13 protein-coding genes are annotated in these 16,350 nt (G+C 63.2%); 5 read left to right on the top strand and 8 right to left on the bottom strand.

Translation table 11 applies throughout. The annotated features are described in order from the left end of the window. Positions 1-45: 45 nt before the first annotated feature. From BMF35_RS08665 to BMF35_RS08685, 5 genes are all read left to right on the top strand, one after another. Complete coding sequence (locus BMF35_RS08665) at positions 46-1,281, top strand: SAM-dependent methyltransferase (protein ID WP_047005602.1); 1,236 nt, start codon at positions 46-48, stop codon at positions 1,279-1,281. A 2-nt stretch (positions 1,282-1,283) separates the two neighbouring features. Continuing rightward, complete coding sequence (locus tag BMF35_RS08670) at positions 1,284-2,534, top strand: serine hydrolase domain-containing protein (protein WP_082115623.1); 1,251 nt, start codon at positions 1,284-1,286, stop codon at positions 2,532-2,534. 64 nt (positions 2,535-2,598) lie between these two features. Next, positions 2,599-3,762, top strand: coding sequence for a non-hydrolyzing UDP-N-acetylglucosamine 2-epimerase (gene wecB, locus BMF35_RS08675; RefSeq protein ID WP_269466285.1), 1,164 nt, complete (start codon positions 2,599-2,601; stop codon positions 3,760-3,762). Beyond that, a complete protein-coding gene (wecC, locus tag BMF35_RS08680; RefSeq protein WP_047005603.1) occupies positions 3,759-5,027 on the top strand; it encodes a UDP-N-acetyl-D-mannosamine dehydrogenase in 1,269 nt (422 codons plus the stop codon). Before wecB ends, wecC begins: the two co-directional genes overlap by 4 nt. A gap of 120 nt (positions 5,028-5,147) precedes the next feature. Then, positions 5,148-8,453, top strand: a complete 3,306-nt coding sequence (locus BMF35_RS08685; RefSeq protein ID WP_047005604.1) for a S41 family peptidase — start codon at positions 5,148-5,150, stop codon at positions 8,451-8,453. A 57-nt stretch (positions 8,454-8,510) separates the two neighbouring features. Here the strand turns inward: BMF35_RS08685 and BMF35_RS08690 are convergent, their stop codons facing one another. The 8 genes from BMF35_RS08690 to BMF35_RS08725 form a co-directional block, all read right to left on the bottom strand. After that, on the bottom strand, positions 8,511-8,858 hold the full coding sequence (locus BMF35_RS08690) for a PilZ domain-containing protein (RefSeq protein WP_047005605.1): 348 nt from the start codon (positions 8,856-8,858) through the stop codon (positions 8,511-8,513). Between the two features lie 102 nt (positions 8,859-8,960). After that, positions 8,961-9,680 carry an SDR family NAD(P)-dependent oxidoreductase gene (locus BMF35_RS08695; protein ID WP_047005606.1) on the bottom strand — a complete coding sequence of 240 codons (720 nt, stop codon included), beginning with the start codon at positions 9,678-9,680 and terminating at the stop codon, positions 8,961-8,963. After that, positions 9,680-11,164: an amidophosphoribosyltransferase gene (purF, locus tag BMF35_RS08700; RefSeq protein WP_047005607.1), complete on the bottom strand. Its 1,485-nt coding sequence runs from the start codon at positions 11,162-11,164 to the stop codon at positions 9,680-9,682. Before purF ends, BMF35_RS08695 begins: the two co-directional genes overlap by 1 nt. Before the next feature lie 108 nt (positions 11,165-11,272). Next, positions 11,273-11,668: a hypothetical protein gene (locus tag BMF35_RS08705; RefSeq protein WP_047005608.1), complete on the bottom strand. Its 396-nt coding sequence runs from the start codon at positions 11,666-11,668 to the stop codon at positions 11,273-11,275. A 13-nt stretch (positions 11,669-11,681) separates the two neighbouring features. After that, positions 11,682-12,377 carry a TadE/TadG family type IV pilus assembly protein gene (locus tag BMF35_RS08710; RefSeq protein ID WP_052765881.1) on the bottom strand — a complete coding sequence of 232 codons (696 nt, stop codon included), beginning with the start codon at positions 12,375-12,377 and terminating at the stop codon, positions 11,682-11,684. Then, positions 12,374-12,982, bottom strand: coding sequence for a TadE/TadG family type IV pilus assembly protein (locus BMF35_RS08715; protein WP_052765882.1), 609 nt, complete (start codon positions 12,980-12,982; stop codon positions 12,374-12,376). The genes BMF35_RS08710 and BMF35_RS08715 overlap by 4 nt, the downstream gene beginning before the upstream one ends. After that, entirely contained in the window at positions 12,979-14,892 is a 1,914-nt protein-coding gene (locus BMF35_RS08720; RefSeq protein ID WP_047005609.1) for a Tad domain-containing protein, read from the bottom strand. Before BMF35_RS08720 ends, BMF35_RS08715 begins: the two co-directional genes overlap by 4 nt. A gap of 208 nt (positions 14,893-15,100) precedes the next feature. Continuing rightward, complete coding sequence (locus BMF35_RS08725; protein WP_047005610.1) at positions 15,101-16,018, bottom strand: LysR family transcriptional regulator; 918 nt, start codon at positions 16,016-16,018, stop codon at positions 15,101-15,103. Positions 16,019-16,350 lie beyond the last annotated feature (332 nt).

A 16,350-nucleotide genomic window follows, 5' to 3' on the forward strand; every position in this document is an offset into this window, starting at 1 on the left:
TTCATCCGCTTGCCCCAGCCGCGCGGCCTCGCCATAGAGGCCGCCATGCATGGGCGAGCGCGAGCGGAGGAATTGCTGGATGGGGGGCGTCGTTTCGCGGCGAAGCCCGGCCTGCTGGCACGCCTCTTCGCTCCGGCTGCACAGCCTATTCTCGATCGGATTCACCACGGCCTGAGGCGCGGCGCGATCAACGGCATCCTTCCCGATGGAACACCGGTGAGGCTGGGCGGCCATGCGCCGGGTTTCGAGTGCGTGGTGCACCTGCACAGCTACAGGGCGCTCGCTCGCGTGGCGACGGGTGGCTCGATCGGCTGGTATCAGGCGTGGGAAGCGGGCGAATGGTCCAGCCCCGATCCGGTGCCGCTATTCGCTCTCTTCGTAGAGAACGCCCGCGCGCTGGGCGATACGGCACGCGCCAAGGGGCCGTGGCGCTGGGTCGCCCGCGCCATGCACTGGGCCAAGCGCAATACCAAGCGGCAGGCGGAAAAGAATATCCATGCGCATTACAATCTCGGCAACGATTTCTACGCGGCCTGGCTCGATCCGACGATGACCTATTCGAGCGGCTACCGGCTGGAGGCCGATGGCGCGCTTCAAGCCTCGCAGCACCGCAAGTGGCAGCGCCTTTCGGATCGGCTGGGAAGCCCCGAGACCTTGCTGGAAATCGGCTGCGGCTGGGGCTCGCTCGCCGCGCATTTCGCTTCGCAAGGCGCACAGGCGACCGCCATCAGCCTTTCCGATGAACAACTGGACTGGGCGCGCGCACACTATCCTGCCGTCGATTTTCGCAAATGCGATTATCGCGACATGCATGGGCAATTCGATGCCATAGTCAGTGTGGAGATGGTCGAAGCGCTCGGCCGCGAATACTGGCCCGATTTCATGGATTGCGTTGCGCGCAATCTGGAACCGGGCGGCAGGGCGGCGATCCAGTATATCGCCATGGCCGACGAATTGTTCGACGCCTACGCGGCCAGTGCCGATTTCATCCAGGCCTATGTCTTTCCCGGAGGCATGCTGATCCGCGCCAGCGAGTTTCGCGCTCTGGCAGAGCAGCGCGGGCTTCGCTGGGAGGATCAGGAGAATTTCGGCCTCGATTATGCCGAGACGCTGCGATTATGGCGCGAACAATTCGACAGCGCGGTGACGGAAAAGCGCCTGCCCGAAGGGTTCGACAAGCGCTTCATCGCGCTGTGGCGCTATTACCTGCAATATTGCGAAGGCGGCTTTCGCGGCGGTGGTATCACTGTTAGCCAAGTCACGCTGATCAAAGGAGAATGACGATGCGCAACTGGAAAACTCTTTGCACGGCCTCCTTTGTCACGGTCGCCCTGTCGGCCTGCGCCACGAGCGCGCCGGTGGAGGATGTCGCCGTATCCGAGCCTGCGGCACAGGTCGTTGCAGAGCCGGCGCCACAGCGCTCCGGCGAGATTGCGATGCCGACCGACCGCAATGTGCTCTTCTGGCCGCAAGAGGTGCGCGCCATGGTGTTTCGCGGGATGGACCGCATGCCGGACCTTGCCGCCTCGCGCGTGATCGAAGCTGGCGATACGGTTCGTCCGCTGCCTGCCGGCGAACTGCTCGATCTGGGAGACTACGATCTCGACGGCTTCATGCAGGCACAGTCGAGCGCCGCGATCGTCATCGTACATGATGGCGAAGTCGTGCTGGAACGCTACGGCCTCGGCTTCGGGCCGGAGCAGCGCTGGACCAGCTTCTCGGTCGCGAAGAGCCTCGTCTCCACACTGGTCGGAGCGGCGCTGGAGGACGGCTCGATCGAGAGCCTCGATGATCCGGTCACGCGCTACATCGCCGACCTGCAAGGCAGCGCCTATGACGATGTGACCGTCCGCCAGCTCCTCACCATGAGCAGCGGCGTGCGCTGGAGCGAGAATTACAGCGATCCGAATTCCGACGTGGCACGCTTCAACAATCACCAACCGACCGACGGGCTGGATGCCACCGTCAGCTATATGCGCGCGCTTCCGCGGGCGAATCCGGCAGGCGAGAACTGGCGCTACAGCACGGGCGAAACGAATCTTGTCGGCGTGCTGGTGAGCGAGGCCACGGGTCGCCCGCTGGCCGATTACCTCTCCGAGAAAATCTGGACGCCGTTCGGTATGCAGCAGGACGCGACCTGGCTGCTGAGCGCGACCGGCAGCGAAATCGGCGGTTGCTGCATACAGGCGAGCACGCGGGACATGGCCCGCTTTGGCCTCTTTACCCTGACGGGCGGCGTGATCGACGGTGAGCGCGTTGTGCCCGAAGGCTGGTTCAATGAGGCGACCGATGCGGCTTTCCAGCTGGATGGTGACCGCGCGGGCTATGGCTACCAGTGGTGGACCTACGGTGAGGACAGCTACGCGGCCGATGGCATCTTCGGCCAGGGGATTTTCATCGACCCCGCGCGCAATCTGGTGATTGCCAGCAATTCCAACTGGGCCAGCGCGGGCGGCAATGATGGCGAGCGCCGGGCGCGCTTCGGCTTCTACCGCGCCGTACAAGCCGCCGTGGACGCGCGATCCGGCGATTGACGCCGCACGCCAAGGTGAACGCTCCGGCAACGATATTTTTACAGCATAAGCGTAATGCGGGCGCGTGGTTGAACTGTCTCCAGACCCTATCGTCAGCGCCCATCCGGTGACGCCCGTCCTGCTCGTCATCGGCACGCGTCCGGAGGCGATCAAGATGCTGCCCGTGGTGCGCGCGCTGCGCGGTGTGCCGGAGGTGGACCTGAAGGTCGTATCGACCGGCCAGCACCGCGAAATGCTGGAGCAGGTCTTCGCCGCTTTCGAGGAAAGCGTGGACATCGATCTCGACCTGATGACGTCGGGCCAGACGCTTTCGGACATCACCGCCCGCGTAATGCGCGAAATGGAAGCGCTGATCACTGAGTACCAGCCTGGCCTCGTGCTGGTGCATGGCGACACGACCAGCGCCATGGCGGCGGGGCTGGCGGCGTTCTACGCCAAGGTGCCGGTCGGCCATGTGGAAGCCGGGCTTCGCAGCCATGACATCATGCGCCCTTGGCCGGAGGAATATAACCGCATCAGCATCGATGCCGTCGCCGAACTGCTATGGGCACCGACCGAAGGCGCAGCGCAGAATCTGCGCAATGAGCGCGATGCGGAGCGCCACATTGAAGTCACCGGCAATACCGGCATCGATGCGCTGCTGCATGTCGCGCGCGGCCTTTCGGGCGAGGAGCTGGCTTCGCTGCCCGTCACACTCGATCCTGCGAAGAAGCTAGTGCTGGTCACCGGCCACCGCCGCGAGAGTTTCGGCGACGGGTTTGCCCGCATTTGCGATGCGCTGGGCGCCATCGCAGCGCGCGGCGATGCGCAGATCGTATACCCCGTCCACCTCAATCCGCAGGTGAAGGATGTCGTTGAAGCGCGCCTTGGCGATGCTGCCGATATCCATCTTATCCCGCCCGTCGATTACGTGCAGATGGTCGCGCTGATGAAAGCCTCGCACCTCGTGCTCACCGATAGCGGCGGCATTCAGGAAGAAGCGCCTGCGCTGGGCAAGCCGGTGCTGGTTATGCGCGATGTGACCGAGCGACCCGAAGCGGTGGAGACCGGTGTCGCCAGCCTCGTCGGCACCAATGTCGATACGATCGTCGACGCTGTCGGCAAATTGCTGGGCGATGCCGACTATTACGCCAGCCGCGCCCGCGCGGTGTTTCCTTATGGCGACGGCACGGCGGCCGAGAAGATCGCCGCAAGCGTCGCCGCATTCGTGAAAGCGAGCGCGCGATGAAAGTTTGCACTGTCGGCCTCGGCTATATCGGCCTGCCCACCGCCGCCATGCTGGCGAGCCGGGGGCACGAGGTCATCGGCCTCGATGTGAACCAAGCCGTTGTCGATGCCGTCAATAAGGGCCAGGCCCATTTCCAGGAGCCGGACTTGCAAATGCTGCTGTCCGCCAGCGTCGATACGGGCCGTCTGCGCGCCACCACCACGCCCGAACCTGCCGAATTCTTTCTGATCGCCGTGCCCACGCCGATGGTGGATGAAGGGCCGGACATGTCCTTCGTCGAGGCCGCCGCGCGCACCATCGCGCCTGTGCTGGAGAAGGGCAATGTCGTCATTCTGGAGAGCACTTCGCCGGTCGGCAGCACGGAGCGGCTCGCGCAAATTTTCGCTGAGGAACGACCCGATCTCACCTTCCCTCGCTATCGCGACGAGGACCGGCCAGCCGATGTGGCACTCTGCCATTGCCCGGAGCGCATTCTGCCCGGGCAGATGCTTCGAGAACTGGTCAGCAATGATCGCATTATCGGCGGGCTGACGCTCGACTGCGCCAACAAGGCAGCCGCGCTCTACCAGACCTTCGTGATGGGCACTTGCTACGTCACCGACAGCCGCGTGGCCGAACTCTGCAAGCTTTCCGAAAACGCCTATCGCGACGTCAACATCGCCTTCGCCAACGAGCTTTCCATCATTTGCGACAAGCTCGGCACCGATATCTGGCAGGTGCGCGAATTGGCGAACCAGCATCCGCGCGTGAATATCCTGATGCCGGGCGCAGGCGTGGGCGGGCACTGTATCGCGGTGGATCCGTGGTTCATCGTCTCCAGCGCGCCGGAGGAGGCTCGGCTCATCCGCACCGCGCGGGTGGTGAATGATGACAAGCCGCACCGTGTCGTTGCGCGAATCCGCGCTCTGGCGGACCGGTTCAAGGTGCCGACCATCGGCTGCTACGGCATTACCTACAAACCCGATGTGGACGATGTGCGTGAAAGCCCCGCGCTTGAAATCGTTGAAGAGGTCGCGCGGATCGAGGGCGCGCAGGTGCTGGTTGTGGAGCCGAACCTGTCCGAACTGCCGACGTCGCTGGCGACGCATGACAATGTTCGCCTCGTGTCGTCAGACGAAGCGCGCGAGGCCGCCGATATCGTCACCTTCCTCGTCGGCCACCGCCAGTTCAGGCGGCTGGAAGGCGACAGCTACCTGTCCAAGGCGGTGGTGGATACGACAGGCATGTTTTCCACCCGCAAGGCGAAGGCGGTCGAGCGGAATTAGTGCGAAAGGAAGATTGACGCCTGACATTTCTCGACAGGCGTCTTCGCCACTGTCCTTCGCTTCTTGCGCGTAGATGCGTCTGCCGCCATTCTCCCGCGCGAAACAGTCCGGGGGACATCCATGAAGCGCACCGCCACTTTCGCCGCCATCCTGCTCGCCACCACTGCCGCACCAGCAATGGCAGAGGAGGGCTTCTACCAATATCCCGCAGCGCGCGGCGATGTGCTGGTTTTCGCCAGCGAAGGCGATTTGTGGCGCGCGGGGCGCAATGGCGGCACGGCGGTGCGGCTTACCAATCACGAGGCGGAGGAAAGCGATCCGGTCATCTCGCCCGATGGCCGCTGGGTGGCTTTCAACGCATCCTATGACAGCCCCAACGATATCTATGTCATGCCGGTGGCAGGCGGTGCGCCGCGGCGGCTGACATTCGAAGGCGTCGGCGTCGAAGCCAAGGGCTGGACGCCCGATGGCCGCGTGATCTTCTCCTCCTCGGCAGCCGGGGGAGGGCAGGCGGAAGTGCTCTACACGGTCGCGCCCGAAGGCGGCGCTGCCGAAGCCATCCCGCTCTGGCGCGCCAACAGCGCGACCTACGGTTCGGACGGCAGAACGCTGTTCTTCAGCCGCCGCGGTCTTCGCGAACGGGCGAACGACAACTCGATCCTCTATCGCGGCGGCGGCATGACGCAGCTCTGGCGCTGGAGCGGACGCGAGGGCGAGGAAGCCACGCAGCTGCTCGCCGATTTCGGTGCGCCGATCCGCAATCCCATGGCGCATGGCGGGCGCATCTTCTTCATCTCCGATCACGACGGGGCCGATGCGGTCTGGTCCGTTGGCGAGGATGGCAGCGGTGTGCGACGCCATTCCGACGGTTTCGCTTTTCCCGTATTGCAGGCCAGCATGGATGGGGGCGACCTTTTCCTGCAAAATGGTGCGGACCTTCATGTGTTCTCGACCGCCGACAACACGCTGACGACGCTCGATCTCGAGATCGTTTCCGACCGTGAACAGACCCGCTTGCGCACGCTCGGCAACCAGTTGTCGCTCACCCAATCGGCGCGCATCTCGCCCGATGGTGAAGGGGTGGCAGTTACTGCGCGCGGCCGCGTGGCGATTGGCGCCACCGGACAGGCGCGGCGGGTGGAATTCGCGACGCCGCTGGATGCCCGCGTGCGCGAAGCTGTGGAAGGGCCGGAAGGCGAGCGGATCTTCATGATCCTCGACCAAGGCGACAGCCGCGATATCTTCGCCATGGCTGCCGATGGCTCTGGCGAGCCGCAGGCGATCACGCGCGGATACGATGCGCATATCTGGTCTTTCGCGGTTGCGCCCGATGGCAATTCGCTGGTGGTCTGGGACAAGGATGCGCGGCTCACCCGCGTCGATGTGGCGACGGGCCGCGTCACCTTGCTGCGGCAGAACGACACGGGCAGCGACAACCCGTTTTCCGGCGTCACCTTCTCGCCCGATGGCGCGTATATCGCCTATGCCGAGGGCAGCCGCGCCAATGGCGGCAACACGTCGGACCTGATCGTGCAGAACCTCGCCACCGGCCAGCGCGTGCAGGCGACGTCGGACACCTATAACGACTACGCGCCCGCATTCGCGCATGACGGGGCGTGGCTTTATTTCATATCGGATCGCAATTTCGCGCCCAGCCCGGGCAGCCCCTGGGGCGACCGCAATATGGGCGTCGACTTCCCCGATCGCGGCGAAATTTACGCCCTGCAACTCGATCCCGAGGCCGAGTTCCGCTTCACCGAAGAGAACGAGCTGACGCGCGGCGATGACGAGGACGAGGAGGGCGAGGGCGCTTCTGCCGAAGGCGGCGAGGACGACGGCGAAGAGGAAACGCCTGCGGCCAATATCGTGCTCGCCGGTTTGGCGGACAGGCTATACCAGGTGCCTGCGGAAGCGGGCGTCGGCCGAATGCTGCTGGCGACCGAAAACTTCCTCTACACCTTCCGTGACGACAATGCGGTCTCCATCAAGATCGACGATACCGATGCCGAGGAAAAGACCTTCGCCGCCGATACTGCCAGCCTGCAACTGAGCGCCGATGGCGAAACGCTGCTGCTGACCAAGGTGGCGAATGGCACGCCCAGCTTCGCGCTGGTGCCCGTTGCCGACGATGCGCCCGACAGCATGGACCCGCACCGTGTGCGGCTGGCAGACTGGCGCATCACGATCGATCCGGTCGCCGAATGGCAGCAAATGTTCGCCGATGCGTGGCGTCTGCACCGCGATTTCGCTTACGATCCGGCCTTGCGCGGCGTCGACTGGGATGCGGTGCGCGCGCAGCATGAGCCGCTGTTGGACCGCATAGGCCACCGCGCTGAGCTGAACACCATCCTCGGCCAGATGGCGTCGCAGCTGGGCATCCTGCACAGCCAGGTGCGCGCGGGAGACCTGCCGTCCGATAGCGAGAACAGCGAGATGGCATTCCTGGGTGCGAGCTACACGCCGGTCGCCGGTGGCTTGCGGATCGACAGCATTGTCGAGGCCGATGCCGATCTCGTTTCACAGCGACCGCCGCTGCGCCGCCCCGGCGTCGACATCCGCGAAGGCGATATCATCCGCCGCGTGGACGGGCGCCCTGTGGCAACGCTCGCCGATCTGCGCATGGCGCTGGCGTCCAAGGCGGGGCAGCAGGTCCGCCTCGATGTGACGCGCGGCGGCACCGCGCAGAGCGCGCTCGTCGAGCCGATGACGCTGTTCGGCAATCGCACGGCGGCCTATTGGGATTTCGTCGAGCGTAACCAGGCTGCGACCGACGCGATGGGCGGGGGCGATATCGGCTATATCCACCTGCGCTCCATGGGAGCCGGCGATATCGCCACGTTTGCCCGCGAATATTTCCACCAGATGGATCGCGACGGGATGATCATCGATGTGCGCGGCAATAATGGCGGCAATATCGATTCCATCATCATCAACCAGTTCCTGCGCCGCCCTTGGGCTTTCTGGACCGATCCGGAAGGCGAGGGCGTGGTGACCACCAATATGCAAAACGCCTATCGCGGGCATGTCGTCGTGCTCATCGACGAGCGGACCTATTCCGATGGCGAGACTTTCGCAGGCGGCATGAAGGCGCTGGGCCTTGCCCCGCTGGTCGGCACGCGTACGGCTGGCGCGGGCATCTGGCTGTCAGACCGAAACCGGCTGGTCGATAACGGCGCGGTGCGCATCGCCGAATATGCGCAATACGGCATCGATGGGAGCTGGATCGTGGAAGGCTTCGGCGTGGTGCCCGATTACGAGGTAGAGAACATGCCGCACGCCCGCTTCAATGGCGAGGATGCGCAATTGCAGGCAGCCGTAGCGCTGTTGCAGCAGCGCATCGCGGCGGAACCCGTCGAGCCGCTCCGCCCGCAGCCCCTGCCGCCCTTGGGGACGCCGGGGCGCGACGTGCCGGTGCTCGTAAACTAAGGGGAAGCAACGAAAAAGGGCGCCGAAGCGCCCTCAATCTTCAGTCTGCGAGCGCGTTTACCCGCGCAGAGCGCCATCGCCGCGATAGCGGGCGAGGATATTGTCATGCACGATGGGGCTGAGAAGGTTGGTAAAGGCGCAGCCGGCCTGCCCATTTTCCCACCATACGACTTCCGCCTGCAGGCTTTCCAGCCCGGGCAAGGTGAGCCAGCAGACCGATCCCACATGCATCCGGTTTACGGCGGTGGCGGAAAAGCCCGATAGCGACAGGTCGTTCACGACCGTCTGGAATGCGCGCATGCCAGAGCCGCGAAGCTGGGCGGGGATCATGATCTTGGTGCGCGGGGCGCTGCGATCTTCCTGAGAAGCGATATCGTAGCGACCCAAGGTATTCTGAATGCTCATCGCATTGACTTCCCGTTCCTGCGGTTCCCCAACCGTGGCCCTCTCGGGCCGTGCAAGGCGCACAATGTCGCAGCAGAGTTAAGCGGGAATTGCGAAACAGGGTTAACGCGGCGTTTCCACTCGTATGCGGTGCAGATTGGCGAAATCCTGCTCCAGCATGGCGGCGATATGCTCGCCAACCACTTCGGGCGGCTTTACCGTTTGCGGGTCTTCGCCGGGATAAGCCCGTTCGCGCATGGTGGTGCGAGTCGCACCGGGGTCGACGATGGCGACGCGCGTTTCGCTAATGCGCTCCACTTCCATGCCATGCGCTTCCAGCAAAGCTTCGAATGCGGCCTTGCTGGCGGCATAGGCGCCCCAGAAGGGCCGGATCTTCTGCGCCAGCGAACTGGTGAGGCCGATGATACGCCCGGCCTCGGCGCGCTTCAGCAGCGGGTCGAACGCGGCGAGGAGCGCCTGCGTCGACAGCACATTCAAAGTCAGCGCCTGGTTGAACTGCTTGCCGTCGATCTGCGTGACGGGCGTGAGCGTTGGCATGGTGGCCGCGTTCAGCACCAGCACGTCCAGCCTGTCCCACCGCTCGGCGATTGCCTGCGCCAGCCGTCCGATGCTCTCGCCTTCGGTCAGGTCGAGCGGGGCGATCGTGGATGTGCCGCCCGCATTGTGGATGGCATCCTCGACATTTTCCAGGTCCTTCACCTTGCGGGCGACCAGCACGACATGCGCGCCCCTGTCGGCAAGCGCCTTTGCAGTGGCAGCACCGATGCCGCGGCTGGCTCCGGTGACGAGGGCGACTTTGCCCTCCAGCGATTTGTCGGACATCAGGAAACCTTCGCTTCGCGCTTGGTCACAGGCAGGCTGAGCTGCGAATCTTCCATCTTGCGCGCGGTGAGATCGGTGAGGGTGGTGGGATATTCGCCGGTGAAGCACGCATCGCAATATTGCGGGCAAGCGCTGTCGCGGCCGTTCAGCCCCACGGCGCGGTAGAGCCCGTCGATGGAAACGAATGCGAGACTGTCTGCCTTGATGAATTCGCGCATGGCGGCAAGATCCATCCGGCCCGCCAGGAGCTTTGATCGCTCCGGCGTATCGACACCGTAATAGCAGCCATGGCCCGTGGGCGGACTGGCGACGCGAAAATGCACTTCGGCAGCGCCCGCATCGCGCATGATTTGCACGATCTTCATGCTGGTAGTGCCGCGCACGATGGAATCGTCGATCAGCACGATGCGCTTGCCCGCCACGATAGCGCGATTGGCATTGTGCTTGCGCTTCACGCCCGCATGGCGGCTGGCATCGGACGGCTGGATAAATGTGCGGCCCACATAGTGAGAGCGGATGATGCCCAGCTCGAACGGGATGCCGCTTTCCTGCGCATAGCCGATGGCAGCGGGCACGCCGCTATCGGGCACTGGCACGACGAGGTCCGCCTCGCACGGTGCTTCGCGCGCCAGTTCCGCGCCGATGTTCTTGCGGCTGTCATACACGCTGCGCTTGTTGAAGATGCTGTCGGGCCGGCTGAAATAGACATGCTCGAAGATGCAGGGTCGCGCCTGCGTTTCGCCGAAAGGGCGGTGGCTGCGAATGGTGCCGTCGAAGTCGACCTCGATCAGTTCGCCCGGCTCGACCTGGCGGATGAACTCAGCGCCCACCACATCCAGCGCCACCGTTTCACTGGCGAAGACGGTCGCATCGCCAAGCTTGCCCATCACCAGCGGACGGATGCCCAGCGGATCGCGGCAAGCGGCCATGCCACGCGGCGTCATCACGATCAGCGCATAGGCGCCTTCCACCATGCGCAGCGCATCGACCAGCTTGTCCAGCATGGTGGGATAGCGGCTGGTGGCGACGAGGTGGATGATGACTTCGGTGTCGCTGGTGGACTGGAAGATCGAGCCTTTCTCGACCAGTTCCTGCCGCAGCGTGCCGGCGTTGGAAATGTTTCCGTTATGCGCGACCGCAAAGCCGCCCGTGGCGAGATCGGCATAAAGCGGCTGCACATTGCGCAAGCCAGCACCGCCGGTGGTGGAATAGCGCACATGGCCCGCCGACATTTCGCCCGGCAATTCGGCCAGCGATTCCGCAGTCGAGAAGTTTTCCGCCACATGGCCCAGCGCGCGGCGGGTGACGAATTCCGCCCCGTCGAAAGCCGAAATGCCCACCGCTTCCTGCCCGCGATGTTGCAGGGCATGGAGGCCGAGGGCCGTCGCGGCAGATGCATCGGGCGCACCGATGATGCCGAACACGCCGCATTCCTCATGCAGCTTGTCACCGTCCGCGTCGAAGAAGGGATGGGTGAAATTCATCGGGTGCTCGTGGCTGTTGGTGGCGCACGGCTCCAATGGCGATGTTACGGCCCGATTACAAGACTTGATACCGGGCCTGCGACAGGGATTGAAAGCGCGCGCTGTGGATCAGTTCGTGCGCGGGTCGAAATTGTTGTCAGTCACGCCTGCAGGCAGGTTGTGGTTGCCGCGAGGTGCCGGACGCGCGGGCTCGGCTTCCTCGGCCTGTACGTCGTCGTCTGCGTGCAGGGTGGAAGGATCGAATTCCTCGATTTCCGGACCGAAGCCGCCATCTGTCGTGTCGGCAGGGGCAGGGCGCACGGGGCGCTCTTCTTCCGTGCGTACGGCGGCGAGATTGTCATCGTCGCTGCGCGCATCGTTATCGGCGCGGGAGGCCAGTTCCTGCGTTTCGGCGGAGCGACCGCCGCTCTGCTCGAGCTGGCTGAGCGGTCCGCCATCGTCGGCAATGAAGACGACGATGAAGATGATGAAACCTGCCATCAGAAGCGAAAGTCTTTTGGTCATCGCCTTCCCTCCGTCACAGCGCTTCGTAGACGTTGCAATTGGCGGCATCCACGCCAGTCTGTGCGAAAATGCCAGTCAGGTCGCGCGAACCGCGGACGGTAAAGGCGGCCTCGCTGCGGATGACGCCGGGCATGATGTAATCGGAGATCAGCGGCACGTCGGTCAGCGACTGGTAATCGAGGATAACCTCGACATACATGACCGCGCCATTGGGCGGGGCGACCAGTTCTTCACCGGCAATGCCCATGCCTGCAAACCCGGTGCCGGTTTCGCCGGTGCCTGCCGGGCCATAGGCCGAATCGACCTGTTTCATGCCCATGCAACGCTGCCAGTGAATCCACTGGCCGCCATCGGCATTGCGTTCCAGGCTGCTGATGATGATCCGCCCGTTCTGGTAGATGTCCAGATCGCCGGCATGGATCTCGGCGCCTTCCAGCAGGTCGTTGAGATCCCCCTCGAACACGCGCTGCGCAGCGAGTGTTTCGCGGTCGCCAAGCCGCGAGGCATTATCGGCGACGAGCATCGCCAGCTGGCTGACGCGCATATGGGTGTTGGCTGAATGGGCCAGTTCCATGCCGCCGAGGCCCAGCAATAGCAGCAGCGGCGCGGCAAAGGCGAATTCGATCAGCGCCACGGCATCCTGCGCGCCGGGCAATTCCGCCATGCGGGCGCGGTAACGGCGGATCGCTTTGGTGGTGAAGGCAATCATGTGCAGAACCCCTGTGTCGGTTCACGGCGCGCCTGTGAATCGTATGGCTGGTTGCGCAGGACGGTGGCAGACCGCACCGACACTTCGGCGGGAATGCTGGTTATCAGCCTGTGGATGGGCAGCAACCGCGTATAGCTGACGTCGGCCTGGTACAGCACGGCATCGCTGGCGCCGCCACGGCCCGAGCGGCCCATATCGGCATCCCAGAAACCGTTGCCGTTCATATCCTCGAACGGCTCGCCATTGTTGCATTCGCCATCGCCGTCTGAATCCGTGTAGATTTCGGGCTGGGCGACATCCGAATAGTTTTCGTAATTCGATCGTGTGAAGGTGATGGTGGCGGACGGCATGATGTTGTGCACCTGGCTGGTCACATTCGCATCCATCTGGGCCGCGGTCGGGCCACCCGGCTCCAGGGCCGAATCCCGACTGGCCGTCTGCATCGCCCCATGCAGCAGCGAGCGCGTGTAGACCTGCAGGCCGAAATCCATCAGGCCTACCAGCATCACGATCAATACCGGCGCGAGGATGGCGAATTCCACCGCCGCCACGCCGTCGTCCTTCCGCCGGAGGCGGCGGATCGAAAGAAGCGCGCGGCGCATCATTCGACCAGCCTCAGTTCGGCGATGGAGCTGGCGATCCGGCGGAAGGCGTCGGACAGCTCATCGGCGTCATCTGCCTCGAAGGCGCGCCCTGTGCCTGTAGAACAGCCACGCGTGAAATCGTTCAACTCCAGCTCGAACGACACCGTCCAGATGGTCACGTTCTTGTTGCGAATGGAACGGCAGATCGCTTCCAGACGCTGATTGTGGATCGCCGCCGTCTGGTTTTCCGTCCATCGTCCGTTCGGTGCAAAGCCCGCAAGGCGACCGTCCATATCGGCATTGCCGTAGGCCGTCGTGTTGGTCGGATTTGCACCCATTTCGCCGTCGGTCATGAAGATGATGTGACGCGCGATCGGATCGCCATTGGGCGCGACGCGGTTGTCTGCTCCGAAGATGCCATCGGGCGAGATCAGGCGACCGGCCCAGATCATGCCGATATCGTGCATCGTGCCGCCACCGGGGTCGAGGTCGTTGATGTAATCCTCGAAGTCCGCATTGCGCGATGCGCCATCCAGCGGGAACGCAGTCAGCCGCAGCGCCGGATCGGGACAGTTGTACCTGCGCCAGCTGGGATGGTTGTAATCCTGCCGGTTGGCATTCGTGCGCTCTTCGTCCGGCCCGGCCCTGTTGAAGGTGATATCCGGCCACATCGGCCGCCATTGCGTCTCCGGATCCGCGGGATTGGGGATCATGTCGATATCCAGATCGTAGGCAGCTGCCGGGATCGGATCGAAGGTGGTCTGTGCGACAGTCTGGCGCTCTTCGATGCAGCCGTTCCAGCGTGAACTGTCCATAGCGCCCTGCGTGCCCGTGGGCGTGCTGACGGTCTGGAAGCGCTTGTAGAGCGTGGTGTCGAAATCGATCGCGGCGTAGCGATAGCCGTCGAACACGTCGCGGAAGGTCTCCACGCGCACGTCGTCGGCGTCGGCGACGCGATAGCGAGTAATATCGGCCTCGCACGCGGCCTTCTGGTCATTCGGCCAGCCGGACCAGTAATTCTCGCGCCAATCCGTGTCGTCGATTTCGTAAGTCCACTCACCCACGGTGTAGGTGCCTTCGTAATCGTCGCACCGGTCCTCGTGGTTATCGCTATTCTTGTTCCAGTGGTAATGCGCAGAATTGGTGCTGCCGAGCTGCGCCGAGTTACGCGGGAGCAAGAAAGTACCGCTTTCCTCGTCCAGCCGGTCGCCCACCTCGATCGCATCGTTATTGCTTACCTGCCGAAACAACGCCTCGCGCGACTGGTAGGTGAAGCTGTCGGTGAGGTAGTCGGGATTTTCGTCCAGCAGCATCTGGCCGACATTCACCGCACCCGAATAGGGTACCACGCCGATGCGGATGCGGGCATCCACCGGGGCTGCGGCCATCACTTCGTCATAGAAATCGAAAACGGCTGCGCGCAGGTCGCGCACGCGCTGCCCACGCATGGAGCCGGACATATCCAGCACCATTACGACATCGATGTTCGGCAGGTTCAGCTCGGCGCTGCATTCCACGACGACATCCACCTCGTCATGGCCGAAGACGGCCATCAGCGTGGTGGGCACCTTCACCGTGGCATCGCCATGCATGGTGCTGTCGCCCTGCGCGCTCAACGCGAAGGTATCGCTGTTCGTGCCGTACATGCCGGAGCGGAAATTGTTGGCGAAGAAGGCGTCGGCCGTATCGCGGATGTCTTGCGGGATCTCGCCATTGGCGATGGTCGCACCGCCCAGCTCCTGCCGCGCGGCCAGCGCAGCGGAGTCGCAGGCCTGCTGCAGGCGCGATTGGGCGAGATATATGCGGCTCGCGTCCAGTCCACCGCCGACGACGGCCACCAGCGGTATCAGAACCGCGGCCGTAAACATCAGCGTATTGCCGCGCGTATCATCGCGCAGACGTTTGAAAAAACCGGTCCCCAGTGTCGGCATTGCACGCTCCACTTTGCTAATCGGCCGGACAGGTTTGCCTCGACCAGCTATCCTTTTCGCGCCCACAATAAATCCCCATTGTTATGCGGCGCAGAAGTTAAGGATTACTTAGAGCGTGAAGGATCGACTTTATTAACCATCATATCGCGCGCTGTTTGCCGAAGGGCGTCTAGCTACCGTATGTGTTCACAGCCGCATCGGGCAGGTTCTACAGGCTTTCGGAGGGCAGCTGATAGTCGTCGCATATCAGATCCCAGATGCGCTGTACGGCTGGGCGCGCATTGTGACGGGATGTGAAAATAACGATGTCGAGATCTTCGACACAGGCATCGGAGGGCACGGTCAGCGGCGCGATGCCCGGCATGTGATGGGCAATCGTCTCCGGCAACCAGGCAATCCCCAGACCCTCTCGCGCGGCTGCTCCAAGGCTTTCCGCCAGCGTCGCCCGGTACACGGTACGCAATCGCCGTTCGAAGGGAGCGTTGTCGATCGTATCGCGCATCACGCGCGACATGATGGATGTCGGCCCGTAGTCTAGCAGCGGGATCGGTCGTTCGTCCCGTTCCGCAAGGATGCCCGAAAACTTCATGGGATCGCCGAATGGGCGCATCCGGTCGCGCGAGATCATCCGGCGTGGGTAATCGTCCACATCCACATCGAAGGGGATCGACGGATGGTTGTAGCAGATGAAAAAGTCGCATGTCCCGTTGCGCAGAGCGTATAGATATTCTTCGATGGTGCGCGTTTCGGGTACGATGGCCGCTTCGAAAGGCGGCAGTTTGCGGTGCAGGTCGGCAACGAGGCGCGGCAAGAAATAGAGCGCCAGCGTATGCAGGCAGGCAATCGTGATTCCCTGTCTCGATATGCGCGCAAAGTTTGCCGCCGCCAACTGTGCCTCGTTCGCGCGTTCTATGATGGCACTGGCAGACGTCATGAATTCGGCGCCGGCAGTAGTCAGCTTGATCGGGTGTTCACTGCGGTCGACCAGCTCTGCGCCGGCCCATTGCTCAAGCGCCTTGATCCGACGGCTCAGCGCCGATTGTGTGACATAGCGCGCCTCTGCCGCTTTTGCGAAATGGCCATGTGCCACCAATGCGGCCAGATCTTTAAGCCATTTCAGTTCCATCGTGTGTGAAACCAGACTTGCCCGGGTGCAGCAGTTGCGCCTGACAACGGGCTTCTTGCACTGCGCCATACCGAAAACGGTAACGCGCAGAAGCGGGGTCGCGTCAACGAAAGCATATTACCGTACGACCCCTAAAATTGGCAGGAAAAAACAAAAGAATCCGTCTGTGCATGGTCTGCGTATAGCAGGATATGTTTGAAATCAATGTCATGCGTTTTTAACATCGGATGGCGTATTTTCCGAATTAGCAGCGACGCTATTAATTGACCAATCTGTCGTCTTCCAGAAGCAGAAGCATCCGGATCAGGGGCTGGCATCGGGACTGTCAGATT

Source organism: Aurantiacibacter gangjinensis, assembly GCF_001886695.1.
GTDB classification, from domain to species: domain Bacteria; phylum Pseudomonadota; class Alphaproteobacteria; order Sphingomonadales; family Sphingomonadaceae; genus Alteraurantiacibacter; species Alteraurantiacibacter gangjinensis.

Excerpts from the sequence above, each read along its gene's own strand:
- BMF35_RS08665 (WP_047005602.1), top strand. The coding sequence starts at position 46 with ATGCATGGGCGAGCGCGAGCGGAGGAATTGCTGGATGGGGGGCGTCGT.
- BMF35_RS08710 (WP_052765881.1), bottom strand. The coding sequence starts at position 12,377 with ATGATTGCCTTCACCACCAAAGCGATCCGCCGTTACCGCGCCCGCATG.
- BMF35_RS08720 (WP_047005609.1), bottom strand. The coding sequence starts at position 14,892 with ATGCCGACACTGGGGACCGGTTTTTTCAAACGTCTGCGCGATGATACG.
- purF (WP_047005607.1), bottom strand. The coding sequence starts at position 11,164 with ATGAATTTCACCCATCCCTTCTTCGACGCGGACGGTGACAAGCTGCAT.
- BMF35_RS08695 (WP_047005606.1), bottom strand. The coding sequence starts at position 9,680 with ATGTCCGACAAATCGCTGGAGGGCAAAGTCGCCCTCGTCACCGGAGCC.
- BMF35_RS08690 (WP_047005605.1), bottom strand. The coding sequence starts at position 8,858 with ATGAGCATTCAGAATACCTTGGGTCGCTACGATATCGCTTCTCAGGAA.
- BMF35_RS08725 (WP_047005610.1), bottom strand. The coding sequence starts at position 16,018 with ATGGAACTGAAATGGCTTAAAGATCTGGCCGCATTGGTGGCACATGGC.
- BMF35_RS08715 (WP_052765882.1), bottom strand. The coding sequence starts at position 12,982 with ATGATGCGCCGCGCGCTTCTTTCGATCCGCCGCCTCCGGCGGAAGGAC.
- BMF35_RS08685 (WP_047005604.1), top strand. The coding sequence starts at position 5,148 with ATGAAGCGCACCGCCACTTTCGCCGCCATCCTGCTCGCCACCACTGCC.
- BMF35_RS08670 (WP_082115623.1), top strand. The coding sequence starts at position 1,284 with ATGCGCAACTGGAAAACTCTTTGCACGGCCTCCTTTGTCACGGTCGCC.
- BMF35_RS08705 (WP_047005608.1), bottom strand. The coding sequence starts at position 11,668 with ATGACCAAAAGACTTTCGCTTCTGATGGCAGGTTTCATCATCTTCATC.
- wecC (WP_047005603.1), top strand. The coding sequence starts at position 3,759 with ATGAAAGTTTGCACTGTCGGCCTCGGCTATATCGGCCTGCCCACCGCC.